This is a genomic window from Amaricoccus sp. B4 (assembly GCF_043226085.1).
Taxonomy (GTDB): domain Bacteria; phylum Pseudomonadota; class Alphaproteobacteria; order Rhodobacterales; family Rhodobacteraceae; genus Amaricoccus.
Map to the genome: position 1 here is coordinate 1,250,023 of NZ_CP171225.1, position 21,821 is coordinate 1,271,843.

Annotated in this window: 22 protein-coding genes and 1 tRNA gene; 11 read left to right on the top strand and 12 right to left on the bottom strand. The window is 69.0% G+C overall.

All coding sequences use genetic code 11. From position 1 onward, the window contains the following. Positions 1–17: 17 nt before the first annotated feature. The 5 genes from scpB to argS form a co-directional block, all read right to left on the bottom strand. A complete protein-coding gene (gene scpB, locus ACF66B_RS06000; RefSeq protein WP_111431877.1) occupies positions 18–611 on the bottom strand; it encodes an SMC-Scp complex subunit ScpB in 594 nt (197 codons plus the stop codon). Between the two features lie 68 nt (positions 612–679). Then, complete coding sequence (locus tag ACF66B_RS06005; protein ID WP_111431803.1) at positions 680–1,501, bottom strand: ScpA family protein; 822 nt, start codon at positions 1,499–1,501, stop codon at positions 680–682. Then, positions 1,467–2,480, bottom strand: a complete 1,014-nt coding sequence (nagZ, locus tag ACF66B_RS06010) for a beta-N-acetylhexosaminidase (RefSeq protein WP_111431804.1) — start codon at positions 2,478–2,480, stop codon at positions 1,467–1,469. The genes ACF66B_RS06005 and nagZ overlap by 35 nt, the downstream gene beginning before the upstream one ends. Then, positions 2,480–3,433 (bottom strand): SPOR domain-containing protein, encoded by a 954-nt coding sequence (locus tag ACF66B_RS06015; RefSeq protein ID WP_111431805.1) that lies wholly within the window; start codon positions 3,431–3,433, stop codon positions 2,480–2,482. The genes nagZ and ACF66B_RS06015 overlap by 1 nt, the downstream gene beginning before the upstream one ends. 131 nt (positions 3,434–3,564) lie before the next feature. Further along, complete coding sequence (argS, locus tag ACF66B_RS06020) at positions 3,565–5,310, bottom strand: arginine--tRNA ligase (protein ID WP_111431806.1); 1,746 nt, start codon at positions 5,308–5,310, stop codon at positions 3,565–3,567. Positions 5,311–5,881: 571 nt separating this feature from the next. On the opposite strand from argS, the gene ACF66B_RS06025 reads away from it, so the two are divergent. From ACF66B_RS06025 to ACF66B_RS06060, 8 genes are all read left to right on the top strand, one after another. Next, complete coding sequence (locus ACF66B_RS06025; protein WP_111431807.1) at positions 5,882–6,307, top strand: hypothetical protein; 426 nt, start codon at positions 5,882–5,884, stop codon at positions 6,305–6,307. 171 nt (positions 6,308–6,478) lie between these two features. Continuing rightward, positions 6,479–7,630: a D-alanyl-D-alanine carboxypeptidase family protein gene (locus tag ACF66B_RS06030; RefSeq protein ID WP_111431808.1), complete on the top strand. Its 1,152-nt coding sequence runs from the start codon at positions 6,479–6,481 to the stop codon at positions 7,628–7,630. Positions 7,631–7,635: 5 nt separating this feature from the next. Continuing rightward, positions 7,636–8,253 carry a dTMP kinase gene (tmk, locus tag ACF66B_RS06035; RefSeq protein WP_111431809.1) on the top strand — a complete coding sequence of 206 codons (618 nt, stop codon included), beginning with the start codon at positions 7,636–7,638 and terminating at the stop codon, positions 8,251–8,253. Then, positions 8,250–9,353, top strand: a complete 1,104-nt coding sequence (locus ACF66B_RS06040) for a DNA polymerase III subunit delta' (RefSeq protein WP_111431810.1) — start codon at positions 8,250–8,252, stop codon at positions 9,351–9,353. The genes tmk and ACF66B_RS06040 overlap by 4 nt, the downstream gene beginning before the upstream one ends. Before the next feature lie 51 nt (positions 9,354–9,404). After that, positions 9,405–10,232: a TatD family hydrolase gene (locus tag ACF66B_RS06045; protein ID WP_111431811.1), complete on the top strand. Its 828-nt coding sequence runs from the start codon at positions 9,405–9,407 to the stop codon at positions 10,230–10,232. Next, positions 10,232–11,041: an MBL fold metallo-hydrolase gene (locus tag ACF66B_RS06050; protein ID WP_111431812.1), complete on the top strand. Its 810-nt coding sequence runs from the start codon at positions 10,232–10,234 to the stop codon at positions 11,039–11,041. The genes ACF66B_RS06045 and ACF66B_RS06050 overlap by 1 nt, the downstream gene beginning before the upstream one ends. Next, positions 11,038–11,979: an AEC family transporter gene (locus tag ACF66B_RS06055; protein ID WP_392664357.1), complete on the top strand. Its 942-nt coding sequence runs from the start codon at positions 11,038–11,040 to the stop codon at positions 11,977–11,979. The genes ACF66B_RS06050 and ACF66B_RS06055 overlap by 4 nt, the downstream gene beginning before the upstream one ends. Positions 11,980–12,110: 131 nt before the next feature. Beyond that, positions 12,111–14,141, top strand: a complete 2,031-nt coding sequence (locus ACF66B_RS06060) for an EAL domain-containing protein (RefSeq protein WP_111431813.1) — start codon at positions 12,111–12,113, stop codon at positions 14,139–14,141. 12 nt (positions 14,142–14,153) lie between these two features. Here the strand turns inward: ACF66B_RS06060 and ACF66B_RS06065 are convergent, their stop codons facing one another. Genes ACF66B_RS06065 through ctaD form a run of 3 tightly spaced genes read right to left on the bottom strand, consistent with a single transcriptional unit; the run spans position 14,154 to position 17,028 of the window. Then, entirely contained in the window at positions 14,154–14,714 is a 561-nt protein-coding gene (locus ACF66B_RS06065; RefSeq protein ID WP_162683436.1) for a hypothetical protein, read from the bottom strand. Positions 14,715–14,773: 59 nt separating this feature from the next. After that, positions 14,774–15,385, bottom strand: a complete 612-nt coding sequence (locus ACF66B_RS06070) for a DUF2244 domain-containing protein (protein ID WP_392664360.1) — start codon at positions 15,383–15,385, stop codon at positions 14,774–14,776. Beyond that, positions 15,382–17,028 (bottom strand): cytochrome c oxidase subunit I, encoded by a 1,647-nt coding sequence (ctaD, locus tag ACF66B_RS06075; protein WP_111431816.1) that lies wholly within the window; start codon positions 17,026–17,028, stop codon positions 15,382–15,384. The genes ACF66B_RS06070 and ctaD overlap by 4 nt, the downstream gene beginning before the upstream one ends. A gap of 208 nt (positions 17,029–17,236) precedes the next feature. Between ctaD and ACF66B_RS06080 the strand changes: the two genes are divergently transcribed. Further along, positions 17,237–17,707: an MmcB family DNA repair protein gene (locus ACF66B_RS06080; protein ID WP_111431817.1), complete on the top strand. Its 471-nt coding sequence runs from the start codon at positions 17,237–17,239 to the stop codon at positions 17,705–17,707. Here the strand turns inward: ACF66B_RS06080 and ACF66B_RS06085 are convergent. Next, a complete protein-coding gene (locus ACF66B_RS06085; RefSeq protein WP_111431818.1) occupies positions 17,704–17,946 on the bottom strand; it encodes a DUF6324 family protein in 243 nt (80 codons plus the stop codon). The two genes, ACF66B_RS06080 and ACF66B_RS06085, sit on opposite strands and share 4 nt — an antisense overlap. A 105-nt stretch (positions 17,947–18,051) precedes the next feature. On the opposite strand from ACF66B_RS06085, the gene ACF66B_RS06090 reads away from it, so the two are divergent. After that, positions 18,052–18,128, top strand: a tRNA-His gene (locus tag ACF66B_RS06090). A gap of 100 nt (positions 18,129–18,228) precedes the next feature. On the opposite strand, the gene ACF66B_RS06095 is transcribed toward ACF66B_RS06090, so the two are convergent. The 3 genes from ACF66B_RS06095 to ACF66B_RS06105 all read right to left on the bottom strand — a co-directional run bounded on the left by ACF66B_RS06095 (position 18,229) and on the right by ACF66B_RS06105 (position 21,027). After that, positions 18,229–18,843, bottom strand: a complete 615-nt coding sequence (locus ACF66B_RS06095; RefSeq protein WP_162683437.1) for a cytochrome b/b6 domain-containing protein — start codon at positions 18,841–18,843, stop codon at positions 18,229–18,231. Positions 18,844–18,949: 106 nt separating this feature from the next. Next, positions 18,950–20,356 (bottom strand): HAMP domain-containing sensor histidine kinase, encoded by a 1,407-nt coding sequence (locus ACF66B_RS06100; protein WP_111431820.1) that lies wholly within the window; start codon positions 20,354–20,356, stop codon positions 18,950–18,952. Beyond that, positions 20,356–21,027, bottom strand: coding sequence for a response regulator transcription factor (locus ACF66B_RS06105; protein WP_111431821.1), 672 nt, complete (start codon positions 21,025–21,027; stop codon positions 20,356–20,358). The genes ACF66B_RS06100 and ACF66B_RS06105 overlap by 1 nt, the downstream gene beginning before the upstream one ends. A gap of 168 nt (positions 21,028–21,195) precedes the next feature. Between ACF66B_RS06105 and ACF66B_RS06110 the strand changes: the two genes are divergently transcribed. Then, positions 21,196–21,768 (top strand): tyrosine-protein phosphatase, encoded by a 573-nt coding sequence (locus tag ACF66B_RS06110; RefSeq protein WP_392664365.1) that lies wholly within the window; start codon positions 21,196–21,198, stop codon positions 21,766–21,768. Positions 21,769–21,821 lie beyond the last annotated feature (53 nt).

A 21,821-nucleotide genomic window follows, 5' to 3' on the forward strand; every position in this document is an offset into this window, starting at 1 on the left:
GATCCGCTCCCCAGCCGTCAGGAGAACATGTCGGGGGCGTCGGGCTCGGGCCCGGCGTCGTCCTCGTCGTCCTCCGATGCCCGCTCGCCCGCGACCGGCGAGAGGCCCGGGCGGTTGTCGAGCATGCCCGCGGCCTTGAGCTCGGCGATGCCGGGGAGGTCCTTTTCCGAGGCGAGGCCGAAATGGTCGAGGAACTCCTGCGTCACCACGAGGGTAACGGGGCGGCCCGGGCTCATGCGCCGGCGGCCGAACTTCACCCAGCCGAGGTCGATCAGCAGGTCCACCGTGCCCGAGGAGACCGAGACGCCGCGGATCTCCTCGATCTCGGCGCGGGTGACGGGCTGGTGATAGGCGATGATCGCCAGCGTCTCGATGGCGGCCCGGCTGAGCTTGCGGGTCTCGGTGACCTCGCGGCTCATCAGGAAGCCGAGATCGGCCGCGGTGCGGAAGGCCCAGCCCTCGCCGACGCGCACAAGCTGGACGCCGCGGGCGGCATAGGCATCGCGGAGCGCGAGCAGGGCCTCGGTGACGTCGCAGCCCTCCGGCAGGCGCTCGGCGATCTGGCGGCTCGTCATCGGCCCGGAGGAGGCGAAGAGCACGGCCTCGACCATGCGCTGCTGCTCGAGGGGTGCGGGCACGCTGAAGGCGGCCGCGGAGTAGAAATCATGGGTGGTTTCGTTCACTGCTCGTCTTCCTTCTTCACTCTTGGACGCAGCAGGATCGGCTGGAAGGTACCGTCCTGGCGGATATCGAGGCGTCCGGCCTTCACAAGTTCGAGGGCGGCGGCAAAGCTTGCCGCGGTGGCGGAGCGGCGCTTCTTCGGATCGCGGCGCCATTCCTCCGGAAGCCAGGCGGAGAGGTGGAGCCAGTCCATCGAGGTGCCGAGCAGGCCGCGCATGCGTTCGAGCGCCTGCTCCATGGTGTAGACCGGGCCGCGTTGCAGGTGCAGCGGCTGGAAATCGGCGCGGGTCTTGATGCGGGAATAGGCCCGCAGCAGCTCCATCAACCCGGCCTGGTGCTCGACGCGGGCGGCGCGGGTGACGGATTCGGGCGCGCCGCGCGGGAAGAAGTCGCGGCCGAGCTGGTCGCGGGCCATGAGGCGGGCAGCGGCATCGCGCATCGCCTCGAGCCGCTCGAGCTGGAAGGCGAGATGGGCGGCGAGATCCTCTCCCGACGGGCCCTCCTCCTCCGGGTCGGGCGGCAGCAGCAGGCGCGATTTGAGGAACGCGAGCCAGGCGGCCATGACGAGGTAATCGGCCGCGAGCTCGATCCGCAGGCGCTTTGCCTCCTCGACGAAGCCGAGATACTGCTCGGCGAGGTGCAGGATCGAGACGCGGCGGAGATCCACCTTCTGGCTGCGGGCGAGCGTCAGCAGCAGGTCGAGCGGGCCTTCGAAGCCGTCGACATCGACGACGAGGGCCTCGGCCGCCAGGCGGGCCTCGGTCTCGGCGCTGTCGAAGAAATCGTCAGGCACGGACCCTCCCCTGCCCCAGTTCGGCATATTCGGCGGCGATGCCCGCGACATCGGCGTCGCTGGCGGCCGCACGGAGGGCAAGCGCGGCCTCGGCGCGGGCGCGCGCCGCCGCTTCGAGGCGGGGGGCTGCGGCGGCAACCGCGGCCATCTCGGCCGGATCGCCGTTGCAGTGGAGGATCATGTCGCAGCCCGCGGCAATGGCGGCGGTGACGCGGGTCTCGAACGGGCCGCTCAGCGCGTGCATCGAGAGATCGTCGGTCATCAGCAGGCCGCCGAAGCCGATCTCCTCGCGCAGCACGCGGTTCACCCGCGCCGAGAGGGTGGCGGGCGCGTCCGGGTCGAGCGCGGGATAGACGACATGGGCGGTCATCGCCATCGGCAGGTCCGCGAGCGCATGGAACGGGGCGAAATCGGTCGCGGCCAGCGCCGTGTGGCAGGCCTCCACCACCGGAAGAGCCGCGTGGCTGTCGAGATCGGCGCGGCCCTGGCCCGGCATGTGCTTCATGATCGGGAGCACGCCACCGGCGAGCAGGCCTTCGGCGACGGCGCGGCCGATGGCGGCGACCTCGGCCGGGTCGGCGCCGTAGCAGCGGTTGCGGAGGATCGGGTGGGTGCCGGGGCTCACCACGTCGAGGACGGGGGCACAGTTCACGTCGATGCCGGCGGCGCGCAGCTCAGCGGCGATCAGCCGGTAGCGGAGATACATGGCGCGGGCGCGCAGGGCGCGGTCGGGGAGGCGTTCGCATTCCTCGAGCGCGGGCACCCACTCGCGCCACTGGGGGCCGCGCATCCGGGCGACGCGGCCGCCCTCCTGGTCGATGAGGACGGGCGCGTCGCGGCCGGTGGTCTCGCGAAGCTCGGATGTGAGCGCCCGGAGCTGGGCCGGGCTCTCGATGTTGCGCGCGAAGAGGATGAACCCCCAGGGGTCGGCCTCCCGGAAGAAGTCGCGCTCGGCGGCCGTCAGGCGTGTGCCCCGGCAGCCGAAGATGACCGCCCGCGCGCCCACTACTGCAACGTCACCGGAATGCAGGCGATGCCGCGCGCGCGGAGCGCCTCGCAGAGCTGGCGGGTCTGGTCGGTGTTCTGGAAGCCCGCGACGCGAAGCCGGTAGAACACGCGCGCGTTGTTGGTGGCGCGCTCGACATAGAGGCTCTTGGAACTCAGCAGGTCGCTGTTGGCGGCGACGAGCTGGCGCCATGCCTGCCGGGTGATCGCCTCGCTGTCATAGGCACCGAGCTGGACGAGACGGGTACCGGCGGACACCCGGGAGACCTCCCGCGCCTCGGCGGCGGCCGGAGCGGCGGCGGGCGCCGGCGTGCGCGCGGCGGCCTGCTGCACCATCTCGGTGCGGGTGGCGGGCTTCGGCGTGCTGGGGGCGGCGGCGGCCTTCTGCGGCGCGGCGCGGAGCTTCGGGAGGTTGTGCGGCCGGTTGAGCGGCCGCGAGGAGGTCGCGACGGCGGTTTCGGTCGCGTCCGCAGCCTCGGCCTCGGCGAGCTTCTCGGCCTCGGCGGCAAGCTCGGCGATGCGGTTGGGCGGAACGAGCGCCGCGCCCCCCATGTCGGGAGCGGGCGCGATCAGCGCCTCGGCGGTGGCCTCGTTCGGGAGCGGCGCATCGACGCCTTCGGTGCCCGGCGGGATGTCGGGCGGCGGCGTGAGGGCGAGCTCGTCCTGCGGCGCGTCCTCGTCGGCGAGGGCGGGGGCCTGGGCGAGCGCAACGGGCTTGCGCGGCGCGGGCGCGGCGCCGCCCTCGAGCACGCGGTTGATCTCGTTGCCCTGATGTGCGGCCTGATAGCCGCCGGGATCGGCAGGCTCGACGCCGGTCGGACCCTGCATCGCCCGGATGATCGGCACCTCGCTCGCATCCCGGGTGCCGAGCCGATAGGCCCAGATCCCCATGCCGCCGACAAGCGCCACGAACACCACCGCGCTCGCGACCCGTCGCACCGTCTGAGGGATCATTCGATTCGAGTCAGCATCCCCTAGGGACGCGTAGTCATCGCTGTACGCTTCGTGCATGGGGCTCTTGCCTGTTTTGACACACCATATCGTGTGTGTGCCTCTGCTCCAACCCCAAAATGGCTACGAATGTCTTAACGCATTTCCTCCATCGGGGTAACACCCAAGATACCAAGCCCCGCGGATATGACAACCGCCGTCGCGCGCACCAGTGCAAGACGGGCCCGCGTGACCTCCGGCGCGTCCTCGCGGATGAAGCGCAGGTTGCCGTCGAGCTTGCCCTGATGCTGGAGCGCGTGGAACTCCGAGGCGAGATCGTAGAGGTAGAAGGCGATGCGATGCGGCTCGTGGCTGGCGGCGGCCACCTCGACCTGGCGCGGCCATTCCGCGAGCTTCTGCATGAGCCGTTTCTCGCCCGGCGCACCCAGCGGTGCGAGATCGACGGCGGCCAGCTCGGCATCGGAGAGCGTGAAGCCCGCCTCCGCCGCACGGCCCGCGATCGAGAAGGCGCGGGCATGGGCATACTGGACGTAGAAGACCGGGTTGTCCTTCGACTGCTCCAGCACCTTGTCGAAATCGAAATCGAGCGGCGCGTCGTTCTTGCGGGTGAGCATCACGAAGCGGGTGACGTCCGGCCCGACCTGCTCGACCACGTCGCGCAGGGTGACGAACGTGCCGGCGCGCTTGCTCATCTTGAAGGGCTCGCCGCCCTTCCAGAGCTTCACGAGCTGGCAGAGCTTGATGTCGAGCGGCACGCGGTTTTCCGACAGTGCCGCCACCGCCGCCTTCATCCGCTTCACATAGCCACCGTGATCGGCGCCGAGCACGTCGATCAGCATGTCGAAGCCGCGGCTCACCTTGTCGTAGTGATAGGCGATGTCGGGCGCGAAATAGGTCCAGCTGCCGTCGGACTTCTTGAGCGGCCGGTCGACATCATCGCCATAGGCGGTGGAGCGGAAGAGCGTCTGGGGCCTGGGCTCCCAGTCCTCGGGCGTCTTGCCCTTCGGCGGCTCGAGCACGCCGGTGTAGACGAGATCGCGGGCCTCGAGCGCGCCCAGCGCCTCCTCGATCCGGCCGGAGCCGTAGAGCGCCTTTTCGGAGAAGAAATGATCCATCTTCACGCCGAGGAAGGCGAGATCGTCGCGGATCATCTCCATCATCATGCCGGTGGCGAAGCTGCGCACGTCGGCGAGCCAGACCTCTTCGGGCTGGTCGATCAGGCTGGTGCCGTATTTCGCCTTGAGCGCCTCGCCCACCGGGATCAGGTAATCGCCGGGATAGAGGCCCTCGGCGATCTTGGGCTCGAGCCCGTTCGCCTCGCGATACCGCTCGTAGGCCGAACGGGCGAGCACGTCGACCTGCGCGCCGCCGTCGTTGATGTAGTATTCCCGGGTGACGTCATGGCCTGCGAAGGCGAGCAGGCCCGCAAGCGCATCGCCGAAGACCGCGCCGCGGGTATGGCCGACATGCATCGGGCCGGTCGGGTTCGCGGAGACGAACTCGACATTCACCCGCGTGCCCGCCCCCATGGAGGAGCGGCCGAAGTCGCGGCCTGCGGCCAGCACGGCGGGGATCACCCCGAACCAGCGGGCGGGAGCGAGGCGGATGTTGAGAAAGCCGGGCCCCGCAACCTCGGTGGTGGCGATGTCCGGCGCCTCGACGAGGATCTCGGCCAGCCGTTCGGCAATGTCGCGCGGCTTCTGCCGCGCGGGCCGCGCCAGCACCATCGCGGCATTCGTCGCCATTTCGCCATGCGCCGCATCGCGCGGCGGCTCGACCGTCACGGCACCCAAATCCAGGCCCTCGGGCAATGCGCCCTCGGCCACCATCCGTCCGATCCCCTCGAGGACCAGAGCCTTTACATCCGCGAAAAGATCCATCGCGCCCAATCTCCGTCCGTTCGGGCCCGGACCTAACACAGCCTCCCGCGGCCCTCCATGCCCAATCCGCACCCTTTTGCCGGCGCTCCGGCCGGAACCGGCGGCAAGGGCGCGGCAGAGGACAGGACGGTCGCGCGCCGCGGCGCTCAGCCCTTCTCGCGCGCCGTGTTCGGAGGCGCCGCGCGGCGCCAGCGCGCCGAGGCCCGGCGCCGGGACCAGCGAGGCGATCACCACCCTGGCGAGCGGCATCATGGTGGTCCGGTTCACCCCGGCCATGATGTCGGGAAGCGCGCGCGGGATCCTGAAAGACCGTGCAGACGCACCGGCCCGCAATCGTTCACGATGGGCACACCCCTGCCGCGCGGCCCGTGACAGCAAGCTTCCGCGTGGGAATTCCGCAGTTTCAAGGACATGCGCGATCTTCCTGCGCCGACATCTCAACCCGAATTCGCGCCACGAGGGATCTGCCGCCGCGCAAGCCCCCTTCCGCATCGGGCGGACAATGCTTAAATCGGCGCAGGCCCCGGCGCTGCGGCCGGGGGCGGACTGCAGATAGAGACGCGGCAGAGACATGGCGCAAGGCAGGCACTCCCGGGCGATCCTGACGCTGCCGCTTCTGGCAGCGCTGTCCGGCTGCGCGGCGCTTTCCGCCTCCGCGCCCGAGCCGGACGCGGGCGCCCATGTGGCACTCGCCTTCGAGGACAAGCCGCGCCCCGACGTGCTCTCGCGGAGCGGCCCGGCGATCCGCGGCAAGGAGACCGAGGCCGCCGGGCTCTGGGGCGTGGTGTCGCGTCTGCCGCATCCCGAGCGCGCGCTGGTGGAGAATGCCGCAACGGGGGCGAGCGTCGTCGTCGCCCTCTATGCCGGCACGCCGGGGGCGCGCGGCGCGGCGATCCGGCTCTCGCCCGAGGCCGCCGACCGGCTGGGCCTCCTCGATGCGCCCGTCGAGGTGCGGATCACCGCGCTCCGGCGCGAGGCGGAGATCCTCGCGAAATAGCGAGCGTCCTCACATGGGTGGGCAACGCGCGCGTGTCAGAACCACGGCCGTAGGCGCAGGGCCACAGTGCGGCCCTTTCGGCACACCTGCGGGGACGATCGTTTTGACACCCGCGCGGGCTTGGACTAACGCTTGAGGCGATCGGGGGGCGGAAAATGGCGGAGATTGACGATGTCCTTTAGACCCATCCTCGCCGGTCTGGCGCTCTCGGCGCTGCTTGTGCCGCTCGACGCGGCCGCCTTCGAGACCAAGGCGGTTTCGGCGATCGTGGTGGATCAGGCGACGGGCATGGTCCTGTTCGAGAAGAATGCCGAAGTGCCGCGGCCGACGGCTTCCATGTCAAAGCTCATGACGCTCTACATGCTCTTCGAGGCGATCCGCGACGGGCGCGTGACGCCCGAGACCGAGTTCCGGGTGAGCGCCAAGGCCCAGGCGATGGGCGGCTCGCGCATGTTCGTCGAGGCGGGCACCGTGGTGCCGGTCGAGGCGCTGATCCAGGGCATCATCGTGCAGTCCGGCAACGATGCCTGCGTCGTCGTCGCCGAGAACCTCGCGGGCACCGAGGCCGAGTTTGCCCGCCAGATGACGGCCCGGGCCAAGGAAATCGGCCTCGAGCACACCACGCTCAAGAACGCCTCCGGCTGGCCCGAGCCCGGCCACGAGATGAGCGCCGAGGATCTCGAGCGCCTCGCCAACCGCATCATCACCGAGTTCCCGCAGTTCTACGCCTATTTCCACGAGACCGAGTTCACCTGGAACGGCATCACCCAGCAGAACCGCAACCCGCTCCTGACGCTCGGGATCGGCGCCGACGGGCTCAAGACCGGCCATACCGAGGAGGCGGGCTACGGGCTCGTGGGCTCGGCGGTGCAGAACGACCAGCGGATCATCTTCGTCCTCACCGGCCTCGCCAATGCCCGCGAGCGGGCGGCCGAGAGCGAGGCGGTGGTGAACTGGGCCTACAACGCCTTCGACACGGTGAAATTCCTCGACAAGGGCGCGCAGGCGGCCGAGGCGAAGGTCTGGCTGGGCGAGGCGCCCACCGTGCCGCTCGTCGCGCCCGAGACGATCCAGATCTTCGTGCCGCGCACCGAGCGCAGCAAGATGACCGCCCGCGTGGTCTACGACAGCCCGGTCGAGGCGCCGATCGCCGCAGGCCAGCCGATCGGCGCGCTCTTCGTCGACATTCCCGGCCATGACCAGATGCGCTTCGATCTCGTCGCGGGCCGGGACGTGCCGCGCGGCGGGCTCATGACGCGCATCGGCGCGGCGGCGATGATCGCCCGCGACCGCGTCGTCGGCCTCCTGCCCGGACACGACTGAGGCACATGGGGGGGCGCTTCATCACGTTCGAGGGGGTGGACGGATCGGGCAAGACGACGCAGCTTCGCCGCCTGGCCGCGACCCTGCGCGCGGCGGGCGAGGCTGTCGTCGAGACGCGCGAGCCCGGTGGCGCCACGGGCGCCGAGGCGATCCGGCGGCTGCTCGTCGAGGGCGAACCCGGACGCTGGTCTCCCGAGACCGAGATCCTGCTCTTCACCGCCGCGCGCCGCGATCACGTCGAGCGCACGATCGCGCCCGCCCGCGCCCGCGGGGAAACCGTGCTCTGCGACCGCTTCGCCGATTCGACCCGCGTCTATCAGGGGGTGGCGCGCGCCGGCCTCCGCGGCATGGTGGATCGCCTTCACGAGCTTTCGATCGGCATCGAGCCTGATCTCACCCTCATTCTCGACATCGACCCCGAGGCGGCGCTCTCCCGCGGGCTGGCGCGCGGCACCGCGGAGGACCGTTTCGAGCGCTTCGGCCTCGATTTCCAGCAGAAGCTGCGCGCGGGCTTCCTCGCGCTCGCCGCGGAGTTTCCCGGTCGCTGCCGGGTGATTCGCGCCGAGGGCAGCGCCGAGGAGGTCGCCGCCCGCATCGCCGCGGCGGTGATGGAGACGCCATGAGCGAGACCGAGACCCGCCCCGAACCCGACCGGCGCCCGGGCGCCCCGCACCCGCGCGAGACCGTTTCGCTCCACGGCCAGGCGCCGGCCGAAGCCGCCTTTCTCGAGGCGGCCCATGGCGGGCGGATGCACCATGCCTGGCTCGTCACCGGCCCGGCGGGGATCGGCAAGGCAACGCTCGCCTGGCGCATCGCGCGCTACATGCTCGCAGGCGGAACCGGCGCGAGCCTCGAGATGGACCCGGCGACGCGCGTCTTCCGGCAGGCGGCCCGGCTCTCCGCCCCCGGCCTCGTGCTCTGCCGCAGGCCCTGGGACGAGAAGGCGAAGCGGCTTCGCGCCGAGATTACCGTCGAGGAGGCGCGCGGGCTCAAGTCGGCCTTCCAGATGAGCGCCCCCGACGGCGCCTGGCGCGTCGCCATCATCGATGCGGTGGACGAGATGAACGTGGCCGCCGCCAATGCCCTGCTCAAGATCCTCGAGGAGCCCCCGGCCGAGGCGATGCTGCTGCTTGTCTGCCACCGGCCCTCCCGCGTGCTGCCGACGATCCGCTCGCGCTGCCGCGAGCTGCGCTGCCGCCCGCTTGGCGCGGAGGATCTCGGCCGGGCGCTCGCAGGCGCCGGCCATCCGGTGAGCGAGACCGAGGCGCGCGTGCTCACGGCCCTTTCGGGTGGATCGGCGGGCGAGGCGCTCGATCTCGCCGCGGGCGGGGGCATCGCGCTCTACAACGAGGCGGTGGCGCTGCTCGCCGGTGGCTGCCCGCTCGACCGGCGGCGGATGCTTGCGCTGGCGGACGCCTGCAGCGGGCCGGACGCCGCCGAGCGCTTCCGGCTCACGCTGCGGCTTCTCGAGCTCGTGCTCGCCCGGCTCGGCCGCGCGGGCGCGGGCGCGACCCCCGAACCTGTCTCGGAGGCCGAGGCCGGGCTGCTCGCACATCTCGGCCGGAGCCAGGATCAGGCGCGGATCTGGGCCGGGCGGGCGAGCGAGATTCGCGCCCGCGCCGAGACCGCACGCGCGGTGAACCTTGACCCCGCCCAGGTGATCCTTGATACCTTGCTGCAGATCGACGCGGCGGCGGCCGAAGCCAACCGGCTGGCGGCGTGACGGCATTCCGCATTCCCCTGTTTCCCTGACGCACTCCCCGTACCTATTGCCATGTCCCTTCCTTCCCTTGTCGACAGCCATTGCCACCTGGATTTCCCGGATTTCGCGGACGAGATCGACGATGTGATGGCGCGTGCCGCCGCCGCGGGGGTGACACGGATGGTGACGATCTGCACCAGGCTCCGCGAGGAGCCGAAGGTGCGGGCGATCGCCGAGGCCCATCCCGGGGTCTGCTATGCCGCGGGCACCCATCCGCTCAGCGCGGCAGAGGAGCCGCTCGCGACCCTCGAGGAGCTCGTCGCCCTCGCGCGGCATCCGAAGATGGTCGGGATCGGCGAGACCGGGCTCGATTACCACTATCAGGTCGAGACGGCGGCGCGGCAGGCCGAGAGCCTGGAGATCCATATCGAGGCGGCGCGGCAGACCGGCCTGCCCCTCATCATCCACGCCCGCGACGCCGATGCCGACATCGGCCGGACGCTCTCCGAGGCCCATGCCGCCGGGCCGTTTACCTGCGTGATGCACTGCTTCACCGCCGGGCGGGCGCTCGCCGAAACGGCGCTCGGGCTCGGCTTCTACCTCTCGATCCCCGGCATCGCGACCTTCCGCAACGCGGGCGAGATCCGCGACATCTTCGCCGCGGCCCCCCGCGACCGGCTGCTGGTCGAGACCGACAGCCCCTATCTCGCGCCCGTTCCGCATCGCGGACGCCGCAACGAGCCCGCCTATACCGCCGACACCGCCCGCGCGATGGCCGCGCATCTCGAGATGGACTACGCCGCGTTCGCGGCCCTCACCTCGGCGAATTTCGACCGCCTCTTCCCCAAGGCGGCAAAGGCCGCCGCGGCGGCGATGGCTGACGCAGGGAGTGCGGTCTGATGGCGCGGATCCGGTTCACCATCCTCGGCTGCGGCTCCTCGGGCGGCGTGCCGCGGCTCGGCGGCCTCTGGGGCGCCTGCGACCCGACGAACCCCAAGAACCGGCGGCGCCGCTGCTCGCTGCTGATCGAGCGCTTCGCCGGCGCGGAGCCGGAGGCGGGCGTCACCCGCGTGCTCATCGACACCTCGCCGGACATGCGCGCCCAGTTGCTCGATGCGGGCGTCGGACATCTCGACGCGGCGGTCTACACCCATGCCCATGCCGATCATGTGCACGGCATCGATGACCTGCGGATGATCGTCTACAACCGCGGCTCGCGCCTGCCGGTCTGGGCCGATGCCGATACCTCGGATTCGCTGCTCAACCGCTTCGGCTACGCCTTCATCCAGCCGCCGGGCAGTGCCTACCCGCCCATTCTCGACCTCAACGAGATCACCGGCCCCTTCAGTATCGAGGGAGCGGGCGGCGCGGTGGAGCTTCACCCGGTGCAGGTGAAGCACGGGCGGATCGATGCGCTCGGCTTCCGGGTCGGTGATGTGGTCTATCTGCCCGATGTCTCCGAGATCCCGCACGAGAGCTGGGCGATGCTCGCCGGGCTCGATGTCTGGATCCTCGATGCGCTGCGCTACACGCCGCACCCGACGCATGCCCATCTCGAGCAGAGCCTCGCCTGGATCGAGCGGGCCGCGCCCCGGCGTGCCGTTCTCACCAATCTCCACCTCGATCTCGACCACGAAATCCTGAGCGGCCAGATCCCGGAGAATGTCATCCCCGCGCATGACGGGCTCGCCCTGGACATCGAGCTTTGATCGGCAACATCCTCGTCGTCGTCCTGCCGGTCTTCCTGATCGCGGGCGCGGGGTACCTCGCGACGCGGCTCAAGGTGTTTCCGATCGCGAGCGTCGACGGGCTCATGGCCTATGCGCTGCGCTTCGCCGTGCCCTGCCTGCTCTTCCGGGCGATCGCGACGGTCGATCTCGGCGAGGTCTTCGATCCGGGCCTGCTGATCTCGTTCTACACCGGTGCGGTCGTGGCCTTCGCGCTCGGCATCCTCGGGGCGCGCACGATCTTCCACCGCAGGCCGGGCGAGGCCGTCGCCGTCGGCTTCGGGGCGCTCTTCTCGAACTCCGCCCTCCTCGGCCTGCCGATCATGGAGCGCGCCTACGGGACGGACTCGCTTGCGCCGAACTTCGCAATCATCTCGATCCACGCGCCCTTCTGCTACCTGCTCGGCATCACGGTGATGGAATTCGCCCGTGCCGATGGCCGCGGGTTTGCCCAGACCGGCGTCGCGGTCATGCAGGCGATGTTCCGCAACGCGCTGATGATCGGCCTCGCCATCGGCTTTGTCGTGAACCTCGGCCATATCCAGTTGCACGAGACGATCTGGACGGCGGTGGACATGCTGGCCAATTCCGCCCTGCCCGCCGCCCTCTTCGGCCTCGGCGGCATCCTCACCCGCTACCAGCTCAAGTCCTCGGTCGGGGAATCGGCGATGATCGCCGGGCTCTCGATCATCGTGCACCCCGCGATCTCCTGGGCGCTCGGCTCCATGGTCTTCGACCTCTCCGAGCCTTTCATGCGCTCGCTCGTCGTCACCGCGGCGATGGCGCCGGGGGTCAACAGCTATGTCTTCGCGATGCAATACGCCCGCGGTCAGGCCCAGGCTGCGGGTGCGGTGCTCCTCGGCACGGCGGTCTCGGTCGTCACCGCATCGGCCTGGATCTACGTGCTGGGCGGGATCTGAGCCGGCCGGGACGCGGCTTCACGCCCCTCCTCGACCCTGCCGCCGACGCATCTGCGACATCCGCCCTTTTCCTCATCGGTTTCTTTACAGTTTACCCTTACTGGTCGCTCCGGGATCAGTCGGGGGCAATCATGACGCTGGTGGATTTCGTGAGGCACGGGCATGAGCTGGACATCGTGCTCCTTGCCTCAATCATGGCGGTGACGGGTACCTTTGTCACCCTCAGGCTATACCGGCGGGCCGCACGTGCCTCGGAGACCGAGTCTCTCGGATGGCTGCTCCTTGCCGCCCTGATTTCGGGGGCGACGATCTGGACTTCGCATTTCGTCGCAATGCTTGGCTACCGGGCGCCCATCCCCGTCACGTTTGATGCCGGCCTAACCGCCGTTTCGCTGCTGGTGGCGATCGTCGGCAGCGGCATGAGCTTCTGGTTGACAATGGTGGTCCGCGGCGGTGCCGGTAGAATCCTGGGCGGCGGTGCCTTCGGCCTCTGGCTCGCGGCGATGCACTACATCGGCATGTTGGCTTATCACGTGGAAGGGCCCATCTCCTGGCACATCCGCGATTTCGCCACCTCCCTGCTGGCGGCGGTGCTCTTCTCCACACTGGCGCTTTGCCTGGCACAGGATCGGCATCGCCGCAAACCGTGGTGGCTCGCCGAGGTCATGATGATCCTCGCCATACTTCTGATGCATTTTCTCGGCATGTCCGCCCTCCATATCTCCCCGATGGAGGGGATGGAGAACGGAGCAAGCGACGCGGCGTTTCAGGCGACGGCGGTGACGATCTTCACGGCATCCCTGATCGTGATCGCAACCGGGGTTTCCACCGCGCTGATCGATGTCCGCGCGCGGGCGCACACTCGGGAGGAGATGCGGCGCATGGCGCTGCGCGATCCGCTGACAGGGCTGCCCAACCGCGCCGATTTCCACGACCATCTCGACACCCTCGTGATCGCCGAGGCCGGGAGCCGGCAGTTTGCAGTGATCGGGATAGACCTGACTTTCTTGAAGGAAATCAATGATATCTGGGGATACCCCGCCGGCGATGCAGCGCTCTGCGTCATCGGCAGGCGGCTGGCGGAGCATCTGCGGCCGGCGGGCTATGTCGCCCGGACCGGCGGTGACGAGTTCTACGCAGTTCTCGCCTTCGAGCATGAGGCCGAGCTGCACCGCTTCCTCGAGATCCTGCGCGACCGCGTCATGGCGCCGATCGTGCTCGCGGCGACCAGTGTCTCGGTCGGTGCCAGCATTGGCGTGGCGCTCTTTCCGCAGCATGCCGAGAGCCGCGAAACGCTCATCGCCAACGCGGATCTGGCGATGTATGCGGCAAAAACCGATCCCATCAAACACATCCGCATCTACGACGCTGCGCTCGGCGAGACGATGCGCAACCGGTCCGAGCTGATGACGGAACTGCGGCGGGCGGTGGAATTCGGCGGGCTGGACCTGCACTATCAGGTGCAGCAATCCATCGTCACCGGCGAGACCACGGGCTTCGAGGCGCTGCTGCGCTGGGACCATCCGCGGCTCGGCCGGATCTCGCCCGCCGAGTTCATCCCGCTTGCCGAATCGAACGGTCTCATCCTGCCGCTTGGGGAATGGGTGCTCTGGCGCGCCTGTACCGACGCGAAGCACTGGCGCATCCCCTACAAGGTCGCGGTCAATCTCTCGCCAGTCCAGCTCGCCAATCCGCGCCTGCCGCAGGTCGTGGCCGCGATCCTGGCCGACACCGGCCTGCCGCCGGAGCGGCTCGAGCTCGAGCTCACCGAGACGGCGATCATCCGCGACAAGGCTCGGTCCCTGGCAGCGATTGGCGAGATCAAGGCGCTCGGCGTCAGCATCGCACTGGACGATTTCGGCACCGGCTATTCCTCACTCGACACGCTCAAGACCTTCCCGTTCGACAAGATCAAGCTCGACCGCACGTTCGTCGAGGAGCTGGCGCTGGACCCCCGCTCGATGGCGATCGTCCGCGCGGTTCTGGCGCTCGGCAAGAGCCTCGGCATCCCTGTCCTCGCAGAGGGGATCGAGACACCGGAGCAGCTCGCGCTGCTCCGCGCCGAAGCCTGCGACGAGGTGCAGGGCTTCCTGATCGGCCGCCCGGGCGCGTTTTCCGACGACGCGCCCGAAGAGGAGGGCCTGAAGAAGGCGGCGAGCTAGACCGGGGACGCCTCAGTAGTCCTTGATGGCGTTGAAATCCATCGCCTCCAGATAGGCCTTCTTGCTCTCGATCGAGGCGCTGCCGCCCACCGTCACCAGGATCCGGTTGTCGATGATGCCCTGAAGCTCGCCGTCATTGTCGACGAACTGCACCCGCTGGATGCGGAGGGGCTTGGCGCCCGCCGCGGCGGAGAGGCCCGAGAACATCGCGCCGAGGCTCGCCACCATCGGCGAATCGGTCACCAGCGTGATGGTGATATCGCCATCGGCATTGGAATAGGTCGCCGCCGCCGAGGTGCCGCCGCCAAACATCGCCATGCCCATGCCCATTCCCTCGCCATCGGCATCCTCGCGCTCCCAGCCCGGCAGCGCCTCCGGCAGGAAGCCCGACAGCGCCGAGGAGCGCTTCTCGGCCAGGATCTTCGTGGCATAGTCGAGATCCTCGCTCGCCCCGGCGATATCGCCATCGGCATAGGCCGCAAGCGCGCTGTCGATCACATCGGTGAATTCATCCGCATGGGCGGGCCCCTGAATGGCCAAGGTGGCCAGCACAGCAAGCGTTAAGGTTTTCAAGACGTTAATCTCCCGCATCTGCAACTGCGGCGGGACTATAACGACCCGGATCGCGGCTGTCAGCGATTTCCCGCCGGTCCGGGTGCCGGCCCGGCATCCAGCGCCCGGGCCCGCGCAAAGGCATCGAGCAGGTCGCGGTAGAGCGCCTCGCGCTCCCAGGGCGCAAGGAAGGCGCCGACCTCGATCTCGCGGCCGTTGCCGCGCAGCGTGAGGTATTTTTCGATCGGCCCATCGTCCCGGAGGCGGATCTCGACCCAGAACGGGTTCGCATGCCAGCGCCGCACGCCGCCCCGCGGCTCGTGGCGCTCCACGGTGATGAGATCCGGCCAGAGGCAGAGCTCCTCGGAGAGCCGGGCATCGGCATGGCTGCGCCGGAAGGCCCAGTAGAGCGCCAGCAGCACCGCGACGAGAAAGGGCAGCATCCCCCAGGCCGCGCGGCTGCCCAGAAGCCCGAAGAGCGGCAGGGAGAGGCCCGTCGCGGCGAGCGCGATGACGATGCCGGCTCCCTTGGCCCCGAGCGAACGGTGCGGCCAGAGGCTGATGCGGAAGACCGGCGCGTCGGTCCGGGCATAGGGGCGGCCCGCGAAATTTCCGGGGCCGGAATCGAGAGAGGCAGGCGCTTGCGCGCCTGCCTCTCCGGTGTCGTTCCGCGGGATCCGCGTGCGGCTCAATGGGCAGTGTCCCGATGGTCCCACATGTCCGGCGTCGGTAGGGTCTCGAACGTGTGCTCGGGCGGCGGGTTGGAGAGCGTCCATTCCAGCGTCGCGTCGGGCTGCGGGCCCCAGTACTGCGGGTCGGTCACCTTCTTGCCGTAGCGGAGCGAGTAGAACATCACCCCGAAGAAGAAGAGGAACGAGAGCCCGGAGAGGAAGGCGCCGAGGGACGAGACGTAGTTCCAGAGCGCGAACTGCTCGGGATAGTCCATGTAGCGCCGCGGCATGCCCTGACGGCCGAGGAAGTGCTGCGGGAAGAAGGTGAGGTTCGCGCCGATGAACATCATCCAGAAATGCACCTTGCCGGCCCATTCCGGATAGCTTTTCCCGGTCATCTTCGAGAACCAGTAGTAGATGCCCGCGAAGATGCAGAAGACGGCGCCAAGGCTCATCACGTAGTGGAAATGCGCCACCACGTAGTAGGTGTCGTGATAGGCGCGGTCGACGGCGGCCTGGGAGAGCACGACGCCGGTCACGCCGCCCACGGTGAAGAGGAAGAGGAAGCCCATCGCCCAGAGCATCGGCGTCTTGAACTCCACCGAGCCGCCCCACATCGTCGCGATCCAGCTGAAGATCTTGATGCCGGTGGGCACGGCGATCACCATGGTCGCGAGCATGAAGTAGGCCTGCTGCGTGGTGGTGAGGCCGACCGTATACATGTGGTGGGCCCAGACCACGAAGCCGAGCGCGCCGATCGCGATCATCGCATAGACCATCGGCAGGTAGCCGAAGATCGGCTTGCGCGAGAAGGTCGAGATCACATGGGAGACGATCCCGAAGCCCGGCACGATGATGATGTAGACTTCCGGGTGGCCGAAGAACCACAGGATGTGCTGGTAGAGGATCGGGTCCCCACCCTCGGCCGGCGCGAAGAAGGCGGTGCCGAAGTTGCGGTCGGTGAGCAGCATGGTGATCGCGCCCGCCAGCACCGGAAGGGCGAGCAGGATCATGAACGCGGTGACCATGATCGACCACGGGAAGAGCGGCACCTTGTGCAGCGTCATGCCCGGGGCGCGCATGTTGAGGAAGGTGGTGATGATGTTGATCGCGCCGAGGATCGAGGAGGCGCCCGAGAGATGGACGGCGAAGATCGCGAAATCCATCGACATGCCGGACTCGGTGGTCGAAAGCGGCGGATAGAGCACCCAGCCGACGCCCGAGCCATGGAGGCCGTTGCCGCCGGGCACGAAGAGCGAGACCACCGCGAGCGAGCAGCCCGCGACGTAGAGCCAGTAGCTCAGGTTGTTCATGCGCGGGAAGGCCATGTCCGGCGCGCCGATCATCAACGGCATGAAGTAGTTGCCGAACCCGCCGAAGAGCGCGGGAATCACCACGAAGAACATCATCAGCACGCCATGGGCGGTGATGAGCACGTTCCAGATATGGCCGTTCGGCTCGCCATCGATGAGCATGTACTGCACGCCCGGATGCATGAGCTCCAGCCGCATGTACATCGTGAAGCCCACCGAGATCAGGCCGACGATCGCAGCCGTCACGAGATAGAGGATCCCGATGTCCTTGTGGTTCGTCGACATGAACCAGCGGGTGAAGAAGCCCGGCTTCGCATGATCGTGATGGGAGTGGATGGCGGCATCAGCCATATGTGTCTCCTCGCAGCCCTGTTGGTTCGCCCCTCGCCGCCCAGGGAGGCGGGGTTGTCCTAGTTTGGAATCTGTCTAGCCTCCCGCGGCGCAGGCTACAAGTCTCGTGCACCAGCACCTTCGTCGCGGCTTGCCGATGATACATTCAGATGCAGGCATTTCAATCTGCGGCTTGACCGGACAGGCGCGATGCGCACAAATAGGGAACATGGACAGCCCGGCCCTCTCCGACCTCGCCGAACTGCTGCCGGGCCAGCGAATCGCCCGCGGCGTGCAACGCCATCTCGTGCATCACGGATTCGCCTCGATCTGCGAATTCGTGCCCGCGCCGGGGCTCCGGGTCGATGTGATCGCGCTCGGCCCGAAGGGCGAGGTCTGGATCGTGGAATGCAAGTCGGGCCGCGAGGATTTCCGCACCGACCGCAAGTGGCAGGGCTACCTGCCCTGGTGCGACCGCTTCTTCTGGGCGGTGGAGGAGAGCTTTCCCGTCGAGCTGCTGCCGGAGGAGACCGGCCTCATCCTCGCCGATGCCTATGACGCCGAGATCGCCCGCTGGCCGGAAACGACACCGCTCGCGGGCGCCCGGCGCAAGGCGCTCACCCAGCGCTTCGCCCGCACCGCAGCCGCACGGCTTCAGGGCCTCACCGACCCCGGCCTTCCCGCCGCGGTGCAGCTCTAGCGCTTCTTGCCGCCCTTGCCGGTGCCGGGCTTCGGCGCCTGCCCCTTGCCTTCGGCCGCCATGGCGCGGGCGCGTCGGGCGGCGGCAAGGAATTCCTCGGCGATTTCCTCCGCCTCGTCGGGATCGAAGTCGAGCGGCAGTTCGACCTGATCGGTCTCGATATAGAGCCGAACCATGCCGAGCGATGTCGGCCCGATCTGGAGACTGGCGGCGATGTCGCTTTCGCGGTCGATGCCCATGGAAGGATTCCTCTGCTCGGTGCCGAGTTGTTCTAGAGAAACTGGCCCATGAGAGGCAAGTGGGACTTGCATTTGCGGTTCATGCCCGCTATCGGGTGCGCCGGAGCCGACGTAGCTCAGTAGGTTAGAGCACCAGATTGTGGATCTGGGGGTCCCCCGTTCGAGCCGGGGCGTCGGTACCACGCTTCCAGACATTTCAGCCAGGCGACAGACAGGCCCCTCCCGAGTCGCTTGCGACGCAGGCGGCCGCACCCTCGGGATGCAACCGCGTCGCGCCTCGGCTCAGCCCCGGAACGACCACATTTCCGACAGGCGCATCGTGCGCATGTAGTGATGGATAAGGCCGAGGCCCGCATGGCCGATAAGGTAGACCCAGACGAGGTTTGCCAGCGCGAAATGGATCTGCATCACCCACATCCCGTCCGGCTCGGCCGACTGCCCGGCCCAGACCTGGATGGCATAGATGAGCCCGCTGCCGGCCATCGCGCTCATCAGCATGAGGCCGAGCCCATGGACGGCCGAGGCAAGCGGCGAGCCCGGCTCGTACTCCGGCAGGCGGAAGCGCATCGCGGAGCGGACATGCACCACCACATCCTCGCGCAGCGCCCGGAGCCGCGGCCCCGAGAGCCAGGGAAAGAGCGCGCCGATCGCGGTGCCGCGCTGGCGGAGCAGGAGCACGAGCCAGAACATCAGCGCGAAGAACGCCGCGCCGAAACCGCTCAGCCGGTGGAGCTGGAAGAGCGCATCCCCCGGCCGCGTCTCGCCCGGCCCCGACATCACGAGGCTCGTCGCGAGCTGGATGATGATGGTGATGGCAAGGCCCATGTGGACAAGCCGCGTTACCCGCGTGTGGCGCGAAGCGGTCTCGGCAGTCGTGGCGTCGGCGTAGGCGGTCATGGTGCGTGATCCTTCCGGAAAGGGCGGGACAACAGGGGTGCCCGGCGCAAAAGCGGGCCTGCCGCAAGATATGGGGCCACGATCCCCCGAATACCTTCGGGCGCTCTTACAAATCCGTAAGATCCCTCGCGCGCCGCGCGTCTCCCGGTGGAAAGACCAGCCGCGCCCGCAGCCCGGGCCGGGCATCCTCCAGCCGCAGATCGGCGTCATGGAGCCCGGCGATCGCCGCGACGAGCGCGAGCCCCAGCCCCGAGCCCGGCGTATGCCGGCTCTGGTCGAGCCGCACGAAGCGCTCGAGCACCCTGTGGCGCTGGTCCTCGGGGATGCCCGGCCCGTCGTCGCGGACGGAAATCTCCGCCCCACCCGGCCCGCCGGACACCGCGATCTCGATCCGCGCCGGGGCCGGGCAATGCCGGAGCGCATTCTCGACGAGGTTCGTCACCGCCTGCTGGAGCAGCATGTGATCGCCCTGCACGACGACCGGCGCCGCCGGCGCTGCGAGGCAGAGCGTGTCGCCGAGATCCTCCGCCACCGGCAGGAGCATCTCGTGAAGCCCTGCGGCAAGCTCGCCGAGATCGACCGGCTCCCGGTGCGGCTCGACCATGCCCGCCTGCATCCGGGAAAGCCGGAGGATCGCATCGAAGCTCGCCGAGATGCCGTCGAGATCGTCGAGCGCATCGCCGATCTCCCGCCGCGCGGCGTCGGGCAGCTCCGGCCCGAGCGCGAGCGGCTCGAGGCGCAGGCGCAGGCGGGCGAGCGGCGCCCGCAGGTCATGGGCGACATCGGTCGTCACCTGGCGCAGCGCCGCAACCCCGGTTTCGAGCCGGTCGAGCGTTGCATCCACCCGGCGGGCCAGCCGGGCGAGATCGTCATCGCCCTGCTCGCGGATCCGGAGCGAGGGATCGCCATCCCCCACCGCCTGAAGCACCGTCTCCATCCGGGCGATGCGCGCGTCGTTGCGCCAGGCGATCCAGAGCGCGAGCCCCGCAGACAGCGCGATGGCGAGGCTGAGGCCGGTGGCGAGGTTGCGGAAGAGGATCGCGCGGTTCTCGTCGAGCACCCGGTCGTCACGCGCCGCCATCAGCCAGCCGCGCGGCACCCGGCGCCCATAGGCGAAGTAGCGCTCGTCTTCCTTCCCTGCCGCGACATGCGGACTGGAGAAATCCACCCCGGGGCGCAGCTCGCGCGGTCCGGTGAAGGGCTCCTTCGGCTCGAAATTGCCCTCCCGCCGGCCGGTGGCGGCGTCGATGAAGGCCACCAGAACCTCGCCGTCCTGCGACGCCGCGACCTCGGCGGCGAGCTGGTAGTGCAGATCCTCGAGGTCGTCCTGCCCCGCCATCACGCTCAGCCCCTCGACAGTGCGCTCGACATCGCGCTGGAGCCGCAGCTTCTCCTCGGAGGACTGCTGGATATAGATCACCGCGCCCATGAGAATTGCCGTCGCGATGAAGACGACGGAGACGGCGAGCGCGAAGCGCGTGGAGGACGAGAGCGCGCGGCCGCGGGCGCGCATCACGGCTGAAACACGTAGCCGACGCCATGGAGCGTCTGGAGATGGGCCTTGGCGAAGGGCTTGTCGATCTTGCTCCGGAGCCGGCTGATATGGGTCTCGACCACGCTGGTCCTGGGATCGAAATGGATGCCCCAGACCGCCTCGAGCAGGATCGTCCGGGTCTGCACCCGTCCGGGGCGCTCCATGAAGTGGCGCAGGAGCAGGAATTCCCGCGGCTGGAGCTCGATCCGACGCCCCTCGCGCCAGGCCTCGCGGGCGAGCAGATCGAGCGTGAGATCGCCAACCGTCAGCTGCGTCACCTCCTCCTTCAGCACCGGCCGGCGCGAGATCGTGTCCATCCGCGCCAGCAGCTCGACGAAGGCGAAGGGCTTGACCATGTAGTCGTCCGCCCCCGCCCGGAGCCCCGCGACACGGTCCTCGACGTTCCCCATCGCGGTGAGCAGGATCACCGGCGTGCGGATCTGCGCCGCCCGCAGCGCGCGGAGGATCGAGAGCCCGTCGAGCCCCGGCATCATCCGGTCGAGAATGATGAGCTCGTAGCCGTGCAGCGTCGCCTGCGCCAGCGCCTCGCGCCCCTCGGCAACGAGATCGACGGCATGGCCCTCGCCAAGCAACCCCTTGCGCAGATAGTCCCCGGTCTCCGGGTCATCCTCCACCACAAGTATCTTCACGTCTGCCCTCCTCGGCGCCTCGCACCAGCCTGCCCGCCGCAGCTTACGGCAAGATGAAGCAATGTCTGCCTGTCCGGAACCTTGCCGATTTGTAAAGTGCAGCGGCGCGGCACCTGCGCTATGGGCTGGCGCGGGGCCGCTCCCGGTTCCGCCGGGGAGTGTAGGCAAGTGAAGCGATTGCGTTGGAGACTGGCCCTTGCGGGCACCGGCCTTGCCGCCCTGCTTGTCGCTGCCCTCGGCTGGGCCGCCTGGCTCCAGGTCACCGGCAATGTGCACGAGGTCCGCCGGGGTGAGCTCTACCGCTCTGCGCAGCTTGCCCCCGACCAGCTTGCCAGGGTGATCGACCGCGAGCGCATCGCGAGCATCCTGAACCTGCGCGGACGCAGCGAGACCGAAGACTGGTGGATTGCCGAGACGGCGATGGCCCGGCAGAAGGGCCCGGTCCATGCCGATTTCGCCATGTCGGCAAGCGCGGTGCCCCCGCCCGAGCGGCTGGCCGAGCTGGTCGCGCTGATGCGGAGCCTGCCGAAGCCGATCCTGATCCACTGCCACGCGGGGTCCGACCGCACGGGGCTCGCGGCCGCGCTCTATCTCGCCGCGATCGACGGCGATGACGAGGAAACCGCGGAAGCGCAGCTCTCCTTCCGCTTCGGCCATGTCGCACTGCCGTTCTCGCAGGCCTGGCCGATGGACCAGACCTGGGAACGGCTCGAAGCCTCGCTCGGCTTCGAGGGGAGTTGAGAAAGGCCAGCCGGGGGCCGGGTTGCGAGAGAGCTGCGGCCCCGTGCCCGGCT